This window comes from Pseudomonas sp. NPDC087615 (assembly GCF_044743445.1).
Lineage (GTDB): Bacteria > Pseudomonadota > Gammaproteobacteria > Pseudomonadales > Pseudomonadaceae > Aquipseudomonas > Aquipseudomonas baetica_A.
Genome location: NZ_JBIUWM010000009.1, coordinates 15,845 through 31,007 on the forward strand (window position 1 = coordinate 15,845; position 15,163 = coordinate 31,007).

Annotated in this window: 16 protein-coding genes; 9 read left to right on the forward strand and 7 right to left on the reverse strand. The window is 59.9% G+C overall.

The window, feature by feature from the left end; genetic code table 11:
- Window positions 1-41: 41 nt before the first annotated feature.
- A complete protein-coding gene (locus tag ACIOU6_RS06810; RefSeq protein WP_401134896.1) occupies window positions 42-1,046 on the forward strand; it encodes a hypothetical protein in 1,005 nt (334 codons plus the stop codon).
- Between the two features lie 162 nt (window positions 1,047-1,208).
- Here ACIOU6_RS06810 and ACIOU6_RS06815 read toward each other — a convergent pair whose 3' ends face one another.
- The 3 genes from ACIOU6_RS06815 to ACIOU6_RS06825 all read right to left on the reverse strand — a co-directional run bounded on the left by ACIOU6_RS06815 (window position 1,209) and on the right by ACIOU6_RS06825 (window position 3,232).
- Window positions 1,209-1,814 (reverse strand): PolC-type DNA polymerase III, encoded by a 606-nt coding sequence (locus tag ACIOU6_RS06815; RefSeq protein WP_221730157.1) that lies wholly within the window; start codon window positions 1,812-1,814, stop codon window positions 1,209-1,211.
- Between the two features lie 41 nt (window positions 1,815-1,855).
- The gene (locus ACIOU6_RS06820) at window positions 1,856-2,335 is read right to left on the reverse strand and encodes an NYN domain-containing protein (RefSeq protein WP_221730158.1); all 480 of its coding nucleotides are present in this window, start codon (window positions 2,333-2,335) and stop codon (window positions 1,856-1,858) included.
- A gap of 138 nt (window positions 2,336-2,473) precedes the next feature.
- On the reverse strand, window positions 2,474-3,232 hold the full coding sequence (locus ACIOU6_RS06825) for a DUF2076 domain-containing protein (RefSeq protein WP_401134899.1): 759 nt from the start codon (window positions 3,230-3,232) through the stop codon (window positions 2,474-2,476).
- Between the two features lie 179 nt (window positions 3,233-3,411).
- Between ACIOU6_RS06825 and ACIOU6_RS06830 the strand changes: the two genes are divergently transcribed.
- Window positions 3,412-4,086 (forward strand): YciC family protein, encoded by a 675-nt coding sequence (locus ACIOU6_RS06830; protein ID WP_401134902.1) that lies wholly within the window; start codon window positions 3,412-3,414, stop codon window positions 4,084-4,086.
- A 75-nt stretch (window positions 4,087-4,161) separates the two neighbouring features.
- Complete coding sequence (locus tag ACIOU6_RS06835) at window positions 4,162-5,241, forward strand: endonuclease/exonuclease/phosphatase family protein (protein ID WP_221730161.1); 1,080 nt, start codon at window positions 4,162-4,164, stop codon at window positions 5,239-5,241.
- A gap of 19 nt (window positions 5,242-5,260) precedes the next feature.
- On the opposite strand, the gene ACIOU6_RS06840 is transcribed toward ACIOU6_RS06835, so the two are convergent.
- Window positions 5,261-5,716: a helix-turn-helix domain-containing protein gene (locus tag ACIOU6_RS06840; protein ID WP_221730162.1), complete on the reverse strand. Its 456-nt coding sequence runs from the start codon at window positions 5,714-5,716 to the stop codon at window positions 5,261-5,263.
- Window positions 5,717-5,870: 154 nt separating this feature from the next.
- Between ACIOU6_RS06840 and ACIOU6_RS06845 the strand changes: the two genes are divergently transcribed.
- Window positions 5,871-7,148 (forward strand): MFS transporter, encoded by a 1,278-nt coding sequence (locus ACIOU6_RS06845; protein ID WP_401134906.1) that lies wholly within the window; start codon window positions 5,871-5,873, stop codon window positions 7,146-7,148.
- 13 nt (window positions 7,149-7,161) lie between these two features.
- Complete coding sequence (locus ACIOU6_RS06850) at window positions 7,162-8,058, forward strand: EamA family transporter (protein ID WP_221730163.1); 897 nt, start codon at window positions 7,162-7,164, stop codon at window positions 8,056-8,058.
- A 96-nt stretch (window positions 8,059-8,154) separates the two neighbouring features.
- Here ACIOU6_RS06850 and hrpB read toward each other — a convergent pair whose 3' ends face one another.
- Entirely contained in the window at window positions 8,155-10,674 is a 2,520-nt protein-coding gene (gene hrpB, locus ACIOU6_RS06855) for an ATP-dependent helicase HrpB (protein ID WP_401134908.1), read from the reverse strand.
- Between the two features lie 109 nt (window positions 10,675-10,783).
- Between hrpB and ACIOU6_RS06860 the strand changes: the two genes are divergently transcribed.
- Window positions 10,784-11,218 carry a polyribonucleotide nucleotidyltransferase gene (locus tag ACIOU6_RS06860; protein ID WP_339431370.1) on the forward strand — a complete coding sequence of 145 codons (435 nt, stop codon included), beginning with the start codon at window positions 10,784-10,786 and terminating at the stop codon, window positions 11,216-11,218.
- Window positions 11,219-11,232: 14 nt separating this feature from the next.
- Window positions 11,233-12,141: a cation diffusion facilitator family transporter gene (locus tag ACIOU6_RS06865; protein WP_221730166.1), complete on the forward strand. Its 909-nt coding sequence runs from the start codon at window positions 11,233-11,235 to the stop codon at window positions 12,139-12,141.
- On the opposite strand, the gene ACIOU6_RS06870 is transcribed toward ACIOU6_RS06865, so the two are convergent.
- Complete coding sequence (locus ACIOU6_RS06870; protein ID WP_401134911.1) at window positions 12,135-13,172, reverse strand: DUF6515 family protein; 1,038 nt, start codon at window positions 13,170-13,172, stop codon at window positions 12,135-12,137. The two genes, ACIOU6_RS06865 and ACIOU6_RS06870, sit on opposite strands and share 7 nt — an antisense overlap.
- 449 nt (window positions 13,173-13,621) lie before the next feature.
- On the opposite strand from ACIOU6_RS06870, the gene ACIOU6_RS06875 reads away from it, so the two are divergent.
- Together ACIOU6_RS06875 and ACIOU6_RS06880 are read left to right on the forward strand one after the other, a co-directional pair.
- Window positions 13,622-14,101 (forward strand): Lrp/AsnC family transcriptional regulator, encoded by a 480-nt coding sequence (locus tag ACIOU6_RS06875; protein ID WP_007909658.1) that lies wholly within the window; start codon window positions 13,622-13,624, stop codon window positions 14,099-14,101.
- A gap of 190 nt (window positions 14,102-14,291) precedes the next feature.
- The gene (locus tag ACIOU6_RS06880; protein WP_221730168.1) at window positions 14,292-14,501 is read left to right on the forward strand and encodes a DUF2788 domain-containing protein; all 210 of its coding nucleotides are present in this window, start codon (window positions 14,292-14,294) and stop codon (window positions 14,499-14,501) included.
- Here ACIOU6_RS06880 and ACIOU6_RS06885 read toward each other — a convergent pair.
- A complete protein-coding gene (locus ACIOU6_RS06885; RefSeq protein ID WP_221730278.1) occupies window positions 14,496-15,062 on the reverse strand; it encodes a pseudouridine synthase in 567 nt (188 codons plus the stop codon). The genes ACIOU6_RS06880 and ACIOU6_RS06885 overlap by 6 nt on opposite strands.
- Window positions 15,063-15,163 lie beyond the last annotated feature (101 nt).

Genomic DNA, 15,163 nt, shown 5'->3' on the forward strand with positions numbered 1-15,163 from the left:
CAAAAAAATAAAAACCCGATGGAAACGAAAGGAGCTCAAAAATGACTTGGAAGGGAACCCTACGCTCGATGCAGGCGTCAGCCAGAAGAGCTGAGCGCAACTCGAAGCGGCGCCAACGCGAATTGCAGGTGCGTCAGAAAGAGTTCGCAAAAATGGAGGCCATTGAGCAGGCCGCGTATGAAGTTGAGGTCTACGAAAACCACATAGAACTGCTGCTGTCCGTGCATAAAGACTGTGGCGAGGGGATCGACTGGAGTGAGTTCGCAAATCAACCGCCACCGATAAAACCCGCAGCACTCAATACTCATGAAAACAACGCCAGGGCGAGACAGTCCAGTTATAAACCTGGCTTCATCGCGCGCACTTTAAAACTTGAGGCCAGACAACGCAGAAAACTTGAATTAGCCATTCAAGCAGCGGTTGCCAAAGACACGCAGGAGTTAGCTCGAGCGTTAAGCGAGTGGGAAGCACGGCATCAAGATTGGAAAACCGATCACGATCTCGCGCTGGGAATACTCACCGGTCATGCCCAATCGAAAATTGATGCCGTCCTAAGAGTGAATCCTTTTACGGATATTTCGCACTTGGGTACGTCAATCAATTTTTCGGTTGCAGACAGCGGGGTGCTCGAATGCACGCTTTCTGTACACGGAAACAAAGTGATCCCTCAAGAGATCAAGTCGCTGTTGCAGAGCGGGAAACTGTCGGTGAAGAAAATGCCGATCAGCAAATTCAATGAGCTGTTACAGGACTACGTATCCAGTTGCGTTTTGCGTGTGGGCCGGGAACTGCTGAGTATCCTTCCGGAGCGCCTCGTCATCGTTACGGCTGTTGACTCACTTCTCAACTCCGCAACCGGCCATCTCGAAGATCAACCGATCCTCAGCGTCGCACTCTCACGCGAGACGCTATTCAAACTCAACATGCAAAGCATCGATCCATCGGACTCGATGAAGAATTTCGTGCATACGATGAACTTCAAGAAAACAACCGGATTTATGCCGGTTGGCAGGGTTGATAGTCAACAATTCGCCAGTTTGGCCTGACGTAAAAAGATCGCAGCCTTGGGCAGCTCCAGCAGAACTCGATTCTGTTGGACAGCGCCATCGAAAAACGCGTGCCGCTCGGCTATATCGAAAACAACGGCAAACAGACCTGACGCCAGCAGAGATCCAATGTGGGAGCGGGCTTATCTGTTGACCTGAACATCAGCGATAGCGCTGGAGATGCTCGCTCACTTTCGCCGCTGGCACTTTCTGCAACTTGCACAGCAGGTCGTGAGAGAGCTCGCGCAAGCCGTGCTTGTCACGCAACTCACCCGCCAGATGCGCCATCAGGTTCGCCGCCATCTCCGCATCCGCCATCGCCCGGTGAGCCTGACCCGTGTGCGGCAGGCGGGCGAATGTGGTGAGGGTGCCAAGTTTGTGATTCGGCGCGGCCGGCATCAGTCGGCGGGCGAGCAATAGCGAGCAGGCGAAGTTCTGCAAGCGCGTGCGTTTGATCCGCCCCAGTTCGAAATCCCAGAACTTCTGGTCGAACGAGGCGTTGTGTGCGACCAGTGGCGTGCAGCCGACAAACTCGTTGACCTCTTCCATCACCCGCTCGGCCGAGGGCGCGGTGCGCAGCATGGCGTTGCTAATGCCGGTCAGTTGTTCGATGAAGGCCGGGACGCGTACGCCGGCGTTCATCAGGCTTTGGTAGCGCTCGACGATGCGGCCGTTCTCCAGCATGACCACGGCGATTTCCGTGGCGCGGCAGTTGCTGTTCGGCGAGAGGCCGGTGGTTTCAAAGTCGATGACTGCAATGCGTTCCAAACCTTGTTGTACTCCGTCCAAATCAATTCTTCAGTAGCCGCTCAATTCTTCAGAAGCAGCGCGCCCTCGATCGGCACGTAACGGCTGGCGGCGCGGATCAGCGAGTTGGCGGTCAGGCCCGGGACACCGTAGGCCACCGCTTGCACGCCGTGCTTGTTGATGATGCGTTCGAGCAGCATGTCGAAGTCGCCATCACCGGAGGCCAGAACGATTTCGTCGACGTGGTCGGCGGCGTCCATGATGTCGAGGGTGATGCCCACGTCCCAGTCGCCCTTGGCCGAGCCGTCGCTGCGCTGGATGTAGGGCTTGAGCTTCACGATGAAGCCGAGGTTGCGCAGGATCTGCTGGAACTGCTGCTGTTTGCTGTCGCCACGGTCGATGGCGTAGGCGTAAGCTTCGACGATCTGCCCATCCTTGCTGATGTCCGCCCACAGCGCCGCATAGTTGAAGTGGCAACCATAGGCCTGACGCACGGTGTAGTAGAGGTTCTGCACATCGGCGAACACTGCGATTTTTTTCACCGGAGTTCCTGTGAGCGCGCAAGCGCACGAAGCGGGATCAGGCGCCAGGCCCGAAAAAGGCGCTCAGTATGCCAGCCAATAGGAACGTTCCGCGAATAATCGGCCCGGAGCCCTTACAGGCTCCGGACGAATGGTGAATCAGACGAAGGAATCGTCGTCATCGAAGAACGATGAGTTGTCATCGCTGTAGTCGGTGTCGGTCAATCCGCCCTGGTCATTGCCGTAGGAATCGTTTCCGGCCATGCGCTGATCGTCACCCCAGCCGTTGTTGCTCTGGTCGGCGACTTGAGCCGGCTCTTCCTTGATCACCTCAACAATCTCTTGCGGCTGCTGATTGTGGTGGAACAGGCTGCTGATTCCCTGCGCCAGCATCACGCCACCGGCTACACCGGCCGCGGTTTTCAAGGCGCCGCCGAGAAAGCTGCTGCCGGCCGCCGGTGCGGCTTGTTGCGCATAATTGGGCGGTGGCGCAGCAAAACCCTGTTGCGCAGGTGGAGCGCCAACGTTCTGCTGTGGTGCAGGCTCGCGCCAGCCACCCGTGGACGCCGGAGCAGCACTCGGGGTCGGTGCCGGACGCGGGCTGCCACCAAAGATGCTCGACAGGAAACCGCCACCACTGCTCGGCGCCGGCGCTGCACTCTGCGCTTTGGCCGCTTGCAGTTCGGCCTGCAACTGCTGGACTTGCCGGGTCAGTTGCTTGTTCTGCTCATCCAGGCTTTTGAGCGCCGCCTCTTGAACCAGAATCGCCTGGGTCATGAAATAACCTGCCGCCGGTTGGCGCGTCAGGTGTTCCTTGATCCGCGTCTCGGCCTGGGCGTCGCGCGGGGCTGCCTCCGTTTCGGCCTGTTGCAGCCGGGAAAACAGTCCATCGATCAGGGTTTGCTCTTCGCTGTTCATGGCGACCTCTTAGATTGCCGGGGATAACATGGCCCTCGCCCACTTTTGGACAAGGTGCTCGTACGTAATGGAGGCCGCGACAAAACCTTTCAATGACCTTTACCGAATGTTTACGTTTGTGTGGGCTCGCGCATCATCGGTTAAAGTGAGCCACTGTTTTCGACCTGCGATACCGACTGATGAATGCCTTCGAAGTGCTGCGCGACTCTCTGTTCTTTTTCAAACGCCATTTGGCCAGCATCGTGCAGTTGTGCCTGCCGCTGGTGATCGTCGAAGCGCTGCTGCAACAAGTGGTGGATCACGCCAGCGACCCAGAAAGTTTCTCGTCCGTCAGTGTGATCGTCGGCTTGCTGGTCTATCCGTTGTACACCGCCGCATTAATCCTGTTTCTCGACGCCCGCACCCGTGGCGAAGCCCCGCGCACCCTTGATCTGCTGGCGATGTCTGCGCGGTTGTGGCCGCGTTTCGCCCTGCTCACCGCGCTCAACACGTTGCTGATTCTGCTGGGCCTTTCGCTGTATTTCCTGCCGGGCCTGATTTTGATGGTGATGCTGGCGTTCGGCGAATACCTGTTGGTGCTGCGCGGCCTTAATCCATTGCACGCCATGAAGGAAAGCCTGCGGCTGAGCCGAGGGCATTTCTGGCGGATTCTGCTGTGCATTCTGTGTGTGATGACGCCTTTGTGGTTGCTTAAGGGGGCGACGCTGGCGGTATACCCTGAGCCGCAGAACCCGATAGTGTCGGTGCTGATCGACAGTGGCCACAGCTTCCTGCAACTGTTCACCAGCGTGGTGCTGTTCCGCCTGTTCATGCTGATCAGCCAACTCCCTGAAAAACGTGACGGCGCGGTCTGAGCGCTCTGCGATTGGGCTTCGAGACCGCCGTCAGGTATGCTCGGGGCCACTTTCTGTAACGCTATAAGCCGAGCCATGACCCGTCTACTGCGCTACACCCTGTTGCTCGCTCTGCTCGCCGTCATCTTGATCGGCGGGCTGATTTTCGGCCTGACCTGGCGCCCCGACGCCCGCGAGACCCTGCCGGTCAGTTGCACAGGCACACCGCCCATGCTGGTGCCCGGGCAAGCGCTGAAAGTCATGACCTGGAACGTGCAGTATCTGGCCGGCAAGCGTTATGTGTTCTGGAATGACCTGGCCCAGGGTAACGACGAAGCGCCGACGCTGGAGGACATGGCCTTCAGCCTCGATGAAGTGGCGCGGGTAATCCGCGACGAACAACCCGATCTGGTGCTGTTGCAGGAACTCGATGACGGCGCCAAGGCCAGCGACTATCAGGATCAACTCAAGTTGTTGCAGGAGCGGGTCGCCGATCTGTACCCGTGCAGCGCCAGCGCTTTTGACTGGAAAGCCGATTTTGTCCCTGAGCCCCATATCTATGGCAGCGTTGGCCGGCAACTGGCGACGCTGAGCCGCTATCGCATCGAACATGCCGAACGCCTGCAATTACCGGTGGCCCCAAGCAACTTCATCAGCCGCCAGTTCCAGCCCAAAGACGCCCTTCTCGCGACCAAACTGCCGCTCAGCGATGGCGGGCAACTGACCGTATTCAATACTCATCTGGAACGCGCCCACCGACCGGACGACACGTTGCATGCGCAAGTGACGGCCGTGGCCAAGGTGCTCGACAAGTATGAAAGTCAGGGCCTGCCGTGGCTGATCGGTGGCGACTTCAACCTGTTGCCGCTCGGCCAATATCGCCGTTTGCCCGCCGAGCAGCGCACGCCCTACTCCGCCGACAGCGAGTTGCATCTGCTGTGGGACAAATACCCGATGATCCCGACCAACAACGAAGCCAGCGGCATCGACCGCGCGCAATGGCTGACCCACTACCCCAACGACCCCGGCCTCAACGGCCCGGATCGCACGGTCGACTATCTGTTCTACAGCCCGAAGATCAAACGGGTGGAAGCGATGGTGCGTCAGGACGACACGCTGCGCATTTCCGATCATTTGCCGGTGATTGCGCGGTTCCTGCTGCCGGCCGCGCCTTAAAAACGCAGCATGACCACAATCAGCTGCGGCGCTTGACCACACGCCGATGGCAATCCGCCGGGCCCAGCAACTCGCCAGCTTTGGAGCGCACCGTAATGGTCTCGACCGGCTCCGAGTGCTCGTTGTCCAGCAACACCGAATAACTCTCGCCCTTGCTGAACAGGAAGTCCTCGCCCCACTGGCGCATGCTGATCACGATGGGGAACACCGAACGTCCCATCTCGGTCAGCACGTACTCTTTGTAAGCGGTGCCATCGGATGCCGGCTGCACCTCAAACACGCCCAGTTCGACCAACCTCTTGAGCTTCGCCGAGAGGATATTTTTAGCCAGGCCCAGACGTTTCTGGAATTCACTGAAGCGACGTACGTCATCGAAAGCGTCGCGGATGATCATCAACACCCAACGATCGCCAATAGCCTCAAGCGTGCGGGCCACCGGGCATTCGCTTTGTGCCAGTAGCAACTGTCTGGCCATGAGCCTCCAATTTTTGCGAGATCGTGCGCGTTAGAACAGTTCTAACGGCAGAAGAAAATATTGCATGAAAAACCAGTTGCAGATTAAAACCCGTTTCGATAAAAATCAACGCATCGGTTTTGTTTTGAAACCTGTTATTCCCAAGGATGGAATGATGACGTTGAACTCCCTAAAGCTCTCGAAAAGCGACGTCAACGCCGAAAAGACAGCCGAAGCCGTTACTGCTCCAGCCCCTGATGGACGCACAACTGCCCGTGGTTTAAGTCGTCAACAGACGTTTCTCTTCGCGATTACCTGCGCCATGGCCGTGGCCAATGTCTACTACGCACAACCGCTGCTGGAGTCGATGGGCGCCAGCCTGTCAGTGTCGCCCGACACTATTGGTGTAGTGGTCACGGCGACTCAGGCCGGTTATGCCGCCGGCCTGTTGTTCATCGTTCCGCTGGGCGACCTGCTCAATCGCAAACGACTGATTCTGACGCAGATGCTGCTGTCGGCCGTGTCGTTGTGTGCGGTTGGGCTGGCGCAGAGTTGGGGCATGTTACTCGGCGCAATGGTGCTGGTCGGCCTGATGGCAGTGGTCGTGCAGGTGGTGGTCGCCTACGTGGCGACACTCGCCAGCCCCGAGCAACGTGGTGAAGCGATTGGCACGGTGACCAGTGGCGTAGTGTTGGGCATTCTGCTGGCGCGCTTTGTGTCTGGCGCGGTGGCCGATCTGGCCGGATGGCGGGGCGTCTACTTCGTCTCGGCAGCCTTGATGATCGGCATGGCGCTGGTGCTGTACCGCACGCTGCCGACATCGACCACGCCACCGGCCAAAGACAGTTACGTGCAGTTGTTGCGCTCAGTGTTCCAGCTGTATCTCACCGAACGGACGCTACGCGTCAGGGGCACCTTTGCCCTGCTGATATTCGCTGCATTCAGCGTGCTGTGGACCGCCATGGTATTGCCGCTAAGCGCACCGCCACTGTCGCTGTCGCACACCCAGACAGGCTTGTTCGGTCTGGCCGGGGTAGCGGGCGCGCTGGCCGCCGCAAGGGCCGGGCGACTGGCCGATCAGGGCCTGGGCAATCGCACGACAGGGATTGCGCTGGTGCTATTGACCCTGTCCTGGCTGCCCACCGCGCTTGTTGAAAGCTCATTGCTGGCGATGGTCGTAGGTGTGGTACTGCTCGACTTTGCCGTGCAAGCGGTGCATGTGACCAACCAAAGCCTGATCTTCGCCGCGCGGCCCGACGCGCAAAGCCGACTGGTGGGTGCCTACATGTGCTTCTACTCCGTGGGCAGCGGCATCGGCGCTATTACGGCCACCTACACTTACGCCCATTTTGGCTGGGGCGCGGTTTGCCTGCTGGGCGCGGCCTTCAGTGGGATAGCGCTGTTGTACTGGTTATCTCTGGAGCTGACCTCCCGTAATTGTCTGACTACCTGAAGGCGTACCTGTAATGAAACCACTGCACGTCGTATTGGCTGTACTGATCACCGCAATCTGGGGGGTCAACTTCTCGGTCATCAAGCTGGGATTGGCGACCGTAGATCCTTTTATTCTGGCGGGTATCCGCTTCAGCCTTTGTGCATTACCGGCGATCTTTTTCATCCGCAAACCGAATGTGCCATGGCGCTACATCATCGGTTACGGACTGGTGTTCGGCATCGGCTTGTGGGGCATCGTCAACCTGGGTATCAAGGCCGGGCTTTCGGCGGGCATCGCTTCGCTGGTGCTGCAATTGAGCGCGTTTTTCACGATTCTGTTGGGCGGCTGGGTGTTCAAGGAAGCGCTGACCCGATTTCAGGTACTGGGCATGCTGATCGCACTTGGCGGATTGTTGTGCATCATCATGATCAGCGATGGCTCGGTCAGTCTGCCCGGCGTGCTGCTGGTGCTGGTGGGCGCGGTGTCATGGAGTGTCGCCAACATCATCAACAAGAAGGCCAGCACCCAGGAAGTCTTCGGGTTTCTGGTCTGGTCCAGCGCCTTTGCACCGATCCCGTTGTTCGCTCTCGATTACACGGTGAACGGCAGCGCCGGCTTCACCTCGTTCGTCAATCAGGTCGATACGACCGCCGTGCTGTCGATCCTGTTTCAGGTCTACCCGAACACACTGTTCGCCTACTGGATCTGGAACTCGCTGCTCAAGACCTACCCGGTTTCGACCGTCGCGCCACTGTCGTTGCTGGTGCCGATTTTCGGCATGCTCGGTTCGGTGCTGATCTTCCACGAGAGCGTGCCAGCGAGCAAGGTGCTGACGGTGATGCTGATCGTGGTCGGCCTGGCCGTTGGCCTCTATGGGCAGCGTATTTTCAATGCGATGCTTGCGCGCCCTGCGCGCACTTCAATATGAATCGCCAGGGAGTGAGTATGGGGCCGGGGAGACGTGAATTCGTCAAGGGCCGCTTTTAGCCCCTGATTCGGCGCCTTGCATTGGCACAGCCGCGGATCAGGTCCCCCGCGGCTTCGCCCGTGCCGTGGCTTCAGCCACCAACGGATCATCTGGCCAATAATGCTTGGGATACCGACCTTTCAAATCCTTCTTGACCTCGGCATACGTGCTGCGCCAGAAATTGGCCAGATCCTGCGTCACCTGCACCGGTCGCCGCGCGGGCGATAACAGGTGCAGCTTGACCACCTGCCGCCCGCCGGCAATCCTTGGCGTCTCGGCCAAGCCGAACAGCTCCTGCAAACGCACCGCCAGAATTGGCGGATGTTCGCTGTAATCCAGACGAATCGATGACCCTGACGGCACGCTGATGTGATGCGGCGCCTGCTCATCGAGTCGTTGCGGCAGCGGCCATGGCAGTAGATTGCGGACGATGTTGGACAGATCGAGGTTGGCAAAATGACTGAGCCGCGAGACCTTGCCCAGATACGGCATCAGCCAGTCTTCAAGAGTTTTCAACAGCATCGCGTCGCTGACATCCGGCCATTGGCTTTCGTCCTGAGTGTTCAGATCAAGTTGCCGTAACAACGCAACACGAGCCTGCCACTGGCGCAGCTCCGGTGTCCACGGCAGCAGTTCCAGCCCCTTGCGTCGCACCAGATTGACCAGCGCCTGACTGCGGGCGGCTTCATCGAGACCGGTTAGCGGTTCGCGGTTGAGGATCAACTCGCCGACCTTGCGCTGACGCTCGGCGCGCAGTACGCCTTCGCGCTCGTCCCAGTCGAGTTGATCGACGTTGCGCACTTGCTCGGCGAGCACTGAGTCGAACAGCGCCGGATCGAAATCCGCTGCCAGATAAATCCGTTCCTCGCGCTGGCCCTGACGGCTGCCGAGGTCGGCAATGACAATCCACGGCTCTTTCATCAGGCTGTCCGCTTCGGCGAACAGCGCGGCGCGACCGTTGGCCAAGCGGTATTCGGCGCCACCGGCACGTCGTTGTTGGGCGACGCGATCCGGGTAGGCCAAGGCCAGCAGTGCGCCAAGCCAGCGTGGGTGATCAGGGTCGCTGACCGGCTCGCTCGCCTTGCCGCGCAAATAACCGCGATACTGCCGCGCCAGTTGCCGGGCGCGTTGCACACCGCCCTGAGCGCCACGAGCCGCACGTTCTTCGCCGGACAGCAGCACCAAGCGGCTGTGCAGATCCGCCCCGGCACCGCGCAAGATATCGCGCTCGCCAAGCAACGCGGCGACATCGCAGGCCATGTTTGCCAGGCCCAACGCTTGCCCGCGCAGCAACAAATGGCCGATACGCGGATGCGCCGGCAACTCGGCCATGGCCTGACCGTGCGAAGTCAGAGCCTCCCCTTCCAAAGCGCCGAGTCGCTGCAGCAGATCCTGCGCCTGTGCATAAGCCGCCGCCGGTGGCACGTCGAGCCAGACCAGTTCGCCCGGCGTAACGCCCCAGCGCCCGAGTTGCAGCGCCAGGCTGGCCAGATCCGCCGAGAGAATTTCCGCGCTGCCGTATGCCGCCAGTTGTTCGTGCTGATCCTGCGACCACAACCGATAACAAACACCCGACTCCAAGCGTCCCGCCCGACCCGCACGCTGCGTGGCGCTGGCCTTGGAGATGCGCTGAGTGTCGAGCCGCGTCATGCCGCTGCCCGGATCGAAACGCGGCACCCGCGCCAACCCGGCGTCGATCACCACGCGCACGCCGTTGATGGTCAGACTGGTCTCGGCGATGTTGGTCGCCAGCACCACTTTGCGCTGCCCGGCCGGCGCCGGATCGATGGCGGCGCGTTGGGCATTGAGGTCAAGTTCGCCGTGCAGCGGGCAGAGCAAGACGTCTTGGCGCTCGCCAATGGCATCGCTCAATTGCTGATGCACACGGCGAATTTCCGCCTGCCCCGGGAGGAACACCAACAGGCTGCCGGTTTCATCGTTAAGGGCTTCGAGCACGGTCTGCGTCACGCGCTGATCGATGTATTCGCCGGGCTGAAACGGCCGCCCCCAGCGCATCGTCACTGGATACATGCGCCCTTCACTGCGCAGGATCGGTGCGTCGTCGAGCAACCCGGCCAGACGCTCGCCTTCCAGCGTGGCCGACATCAGCAAAATTTTCAGCGGCTGTTCAGCTCGAAACAGCTCACGACCGTTCAAACTCAGGGCCAGCGCCAGATCGGCGTCGAGGCTGCGCTCGTGAAATTCATCGAAAATCAGCAGACCCACGCCTTCCAGCGCAGGGTCGTCCTGCAAGCGGCGAGTGAGAATGCCTTCAGTGACCACTTCAATGCGTGTGTTCGGGCCGACCTTGCTGTCGAGGCGGATGCGATAACCGACGGTTTCACCGACCTTCTCGCCCAGTTCGCTGGCCAATCGCTCAGCAGCGGCGCGCGCGGCCAAGCGGCGCGGCTCAAGCATCAGAATGGTTTGCCCGCTCAGCCACGCTTCGTTGAGCAAGGCCAACGGCACGCGGGTGGTTTTACCGGCGCCGGGCGGCGCTTCGAGCACCGCTTCGTGGCGTGTCGCCAACGCGTCACGCAATGCGGGTAAAACTTCGTCGATCGGCAAAGAAATCATGCTGGCTCCCAAACAGAGGCGCGAGTATAACGGCGAACTGCCGGGCGTTTGTCAGGGTCTTAACTTCACTCGACGACGCTTCGTTTACAAATGACTCAGGAGATATCCCATGCGTTTACCTTTTCGCCTGATCGGCGGTGTACTGGTCGCCACCCTGCTCACTCAAATCACCGCGTGCGGTTCGATTTTCTACCCCGATCGTCGCGGCCAGATCGACGGCAAGATCGATCCGGCGATTGCCGTGCTCGACGCCGTGGGCCTGCTGTTCTACGTCATTCCCGGGCTGATCGCGTTTGCCGTCGACTTCGCCACCGGGGCGATCTATTTCGAACCGGGCCACACCGCGCAGATCGACCCGGCCAAGCTCAAGCAAGCCATCGGCCCGGACGGCCAGGTCGATAACCACAAGTTGCAGGCTATTCTCCAAAGCGAGTTGGGCAGTGCTGCCGTTGAAATAAACAAGGCTCTGGATGACCCACGCCTGATCCAGCACAGAGGCAGCACGCAACAACTGGCGATGTTTGGCCTGCAACCTGCCGCATAAGGAATAACTGCACCATGACATCCAGTCCCGAACACGCCCGCCTGCTGCGGCTGGCGACCCGCGCCTCGGTGGCGGTGGCTTGTACGCTGATCATCGCCAAAGCCATCGCCTGGTGGCTGAGCGGCTCGGTGAGCATGCTCGCTGGCCTCACCGACTCGGCACTCGATGGCATTGCTTCGTCAATTAATTTGCTGGCGGTGCATTACGCATTACGCCCGGCGGATGACGACCACCGTTACGGCCACGGCAAGGCCGAATCACTGGCCGGCATGGCGCAGGCATTGTTCATCGGTGGCAGTGCGGTATTGATTGCCTTCCAAGCCTATGAACGCATCAAGCAGCCGGAACCGCTTGGGGCGCCGTGGATCAGCATTGGCGTGATCATTTTCTCCCTGGTGCTGACGGTCGCCTTGCTGATTTTGCAGCATCGGGTGATCAAGCAGACCGGCTCCAACGCCGTGCGCGCCGACTCGTTGCATTACCGCTCAGATCTATTGCTCAACGGCAGCATCCTGCTTGCGCTGGTGCTGGCCGGTTTGGGATTTTCTCAACTCGACGCGTGGTTTGGCCTCGGGATTGCGGCTTACATCTTGTGGAGCGCGATCCAGATCGGACGGGAAAGTTTTTCGGTGTTGATGGACGAAGAACTGCCGACAGATGTCAGCCAGCACATGCTCGACCTGGCCTGCAGCGTGCCGGGGGTGTTGGGCGCGCATGACTTGCGCACGCGGATTTCCGGCCACCACTGGTTCGTGCAGTTGCACCTGGAATTGCCGGGGGAATTGACCCTGTCAGTCGCTCACAGCATCAGCGATCAAGCGGCGGATGCGATTCACAAAGCCTACCCAAGGGCCGAAGTGCTGGTGCACGCCGACCCGCAGGAGGTGGTCAAGACTGAACGGGTGCAAACCCGGATTCAGTAAGACACCTGGTAACCGCGACTGCTCAGGCAGTTGCCCTGCGCCTGACGGTAAGCCTGCACCACCTCGGGCGCCGGTTGATAAGTCGCGGTGCGCGGATCGAAACCGCTTTGCTGCACCGCGTACTGATAGCACTGATAGCCATCCTGCTGGACCTGTTCCGGCGACTGACCGTTAGCCGGATACGCCTCGACGTCATAACCTTGCGATTGTGGCTGCGGCGGCTGAACCGGCGGCTCGACCACCACGTAATCCTGCGTCGCTTCCTGATAGGCGTAGTAAGAACCGGCGGCGAGGAATAGCAGCGCGCCACCGATCCATACTTCACGGGCGTAATCCGGCAAATACTGGATGCGGATCCCGCGCGGCGGTTGCACGACGATGTAACGTGGGCCCTGCGGGCGATACCAGTAGCCGCCGGAATAAAAGTAATCCTGGCCTCGATACGGCACGCGATAGTCGCGATCCGGGAAGCGGTCAATCACATGCCCCGGCCGGTACTGCGGGCCTGCCCCCCAACCGTTGCCATGCCCATCGGGACGTCCGGGCCAGCGATTGTCGTTGGGCCGGTTGCCGGTCTGCCAATGCGGGTTGTTGTAGCCGTTTTGCGGACGCTCGTCGCGGTAGTAGCCCTGACGCGGCTCCTGAGTCTGGCGCACGGTGTCGGGACGTGGCTGGATCGGCAGGCTGTTGCCTGGCGGTGGCGACGGCTGATGAACCGGATTCGGCTGATTTTGCGCACGATTGTGTTTCTGCCACTGACCATCGTCGTGCGGCTGGCCGTTGTGTTCGAACTGGCGACTGTTGTCGCCACGAATGATCTCGTTGTTCTGCGGCCGTGGTTGATTTTGCGGCAGCTGGTTTTGCGGACGCGGCTGATTGTTGCCGCCATGCCCCTGATTATTGCCCTGATGATCCGGCCCGCGACCACCACCATTGGGGCCGCGGCTTTCCGGGTCATCGGCCAGCACTTGCGCACTGACACTCACACACAGCAAACCAACACCGGCCAGACGCCAGATGCGCGACTTCATGCTATTCCTCACTGCGGGTTCAGGACGTGTAACTAAGACCGGGAATGTACACACCGGGTTCTGCAACAGGTTATCAGTCACGAAACTTATTTATTGAGTAGCACGTGAGCGAAGGCAAAAATCGCAGGCAAGAAAAAAGGGAGACCCGTCGGCCTCCCTTCTAGAGAACTTCGTCCTGGCTCGACGCTTTTGACGTCGGCTCACCTCACGCCGTCTTCTGGACAGTGTGCAGCTCGGGGGCCGGCACAACCCCGGTGGGGGGTGGCGGCCGCGGCGGGCCTGATAGGCGGGCCGCTGTGGACTGTGTTACCGAGCAGTGATTCTGGTGATAAGAATAGGCCTGAGTCGGCGACAGAGGATTGCGAAGATTGCTGAAATAAACATCACTTGCGCAATTTTTAACCCTGGATAGATAATCCACCGCAATAGTTATGACAAAGGCCTGATTCATGAGCAAACTCGACCGTTACGACCTGAGCATTTTGGCGGAATTGCAGCGCGACGCCCGCATCTCCAACCAGGAACTGGCCGAACGTATCGGTTTGTCACCGTCGCCCTGCTCGCGCCGGGTCAAGCAACTGGAAGACGACGGCTATATCTCACGTCAGGTCGCACTGCTGGATCGCAAGATGCTCGGCCTGAGTCTGACCGCGTATGTACTGATCGGCATGGACCGGCACACGCCGGAGCGTTTCGAGAACTTCGAAGCGGCGATTCGCACATTGCCGCAGGTGCTGGAGTGCAGTCTGGTGACGGGCGTGGATGCCGACTATCAGTTAAAGGTGGTGGTGCCGGACATGGATCACTATCAGAAACTGCTGCTGGGGCACCTGACACGGATTGAAGGGGTGACCAGTGTGCGCTCCAGCTTTGTGCTGAACCAGGTTTTGAACAGCACTGAGCTGCCGCTGACTCATTTGCGTAGTTGAGATCGTCTTCGCAAGCAGGCCCGCTCCCACATTTTGGAATGCATTCCCCTCTGAGAGCGGGCTTGCTCGCGAAGAGGCCGGTACAGGTCATCAACGACTGCGGCACACCGACGCAGGTCAATGCGGCTTCAGCCACCCTCGGCGTATAATCGCCAAGCCCTTTCAGCCGTGCCCACGCCGGAGATGACCGATGGATCCAGCATTACTCGAAGAATGGATGATGACGGGCCTCGTCAGCATCCTGATCATTTTCATGGGTTTCATCGTCTGGGATCTGGCGAAGAAGTCCAAGGCCGGACGTTTCGGCTCATTCATTCTGTTCTTCGTGCTCGGCCTGGGCGTGGCCGCATTCGTCATCAAGAGCGTGGTGATCGGCCTGATCGAATCCGGCGCTCTATAAGCGCGCCGGCACTTCCTTCCACTGGCCTTGATCGAGCCCTTCGATCGTCCAGTCGCCAATCCTGACCCGCACCAGCCGCAACGTCGGCAAGCCTACCGCCGCAGTCATGCGCCGAACCTGACGGTTGCGCCCTTCACGAATCACCAACTCCAGCCAACTCGTGGGCACGCTTTTGCGAAAGCGCACGGGCGGGTTGCGTGGCCACAACGCAGGTTCGTCCAGTTGCCGCGCTTCGGCGGGCAAGGTCGGGCCGTCATTCAGTTCGACCCCATCGCGCAGGCGCTGCAATTGCTCAGCACTTGGCTCACCCTCGACTTGCACCCAATAGGTCTTGGCCAGTTTGTGCTTGGGGTCGGCGATCCGCGCCTGCAACTGCCCGTCATTGGTCAGCAGCAGCAAGCCTTCGCTGTCACGATCCAGGCGCCCGGCCGGATAGATGCCAGGCACATCGATGAAATCCTTGAGTGTCGCCCGCCCTCCTTCATCGCTGAACTGCGTCAGCACATCGAAGGGTTTGTTGAACAGGATCAGCTTCGGCTCGGCCGGCGGCGCCTTGGCAATACGGCGCGGGGAGGAAGACTGAGGCTTCGCGCCAGGGCGGCGGGAAGGTGGACGCGGGGGACGGGACATGGCGAAAAGAACATCTAACGGTCAGGGCTGCT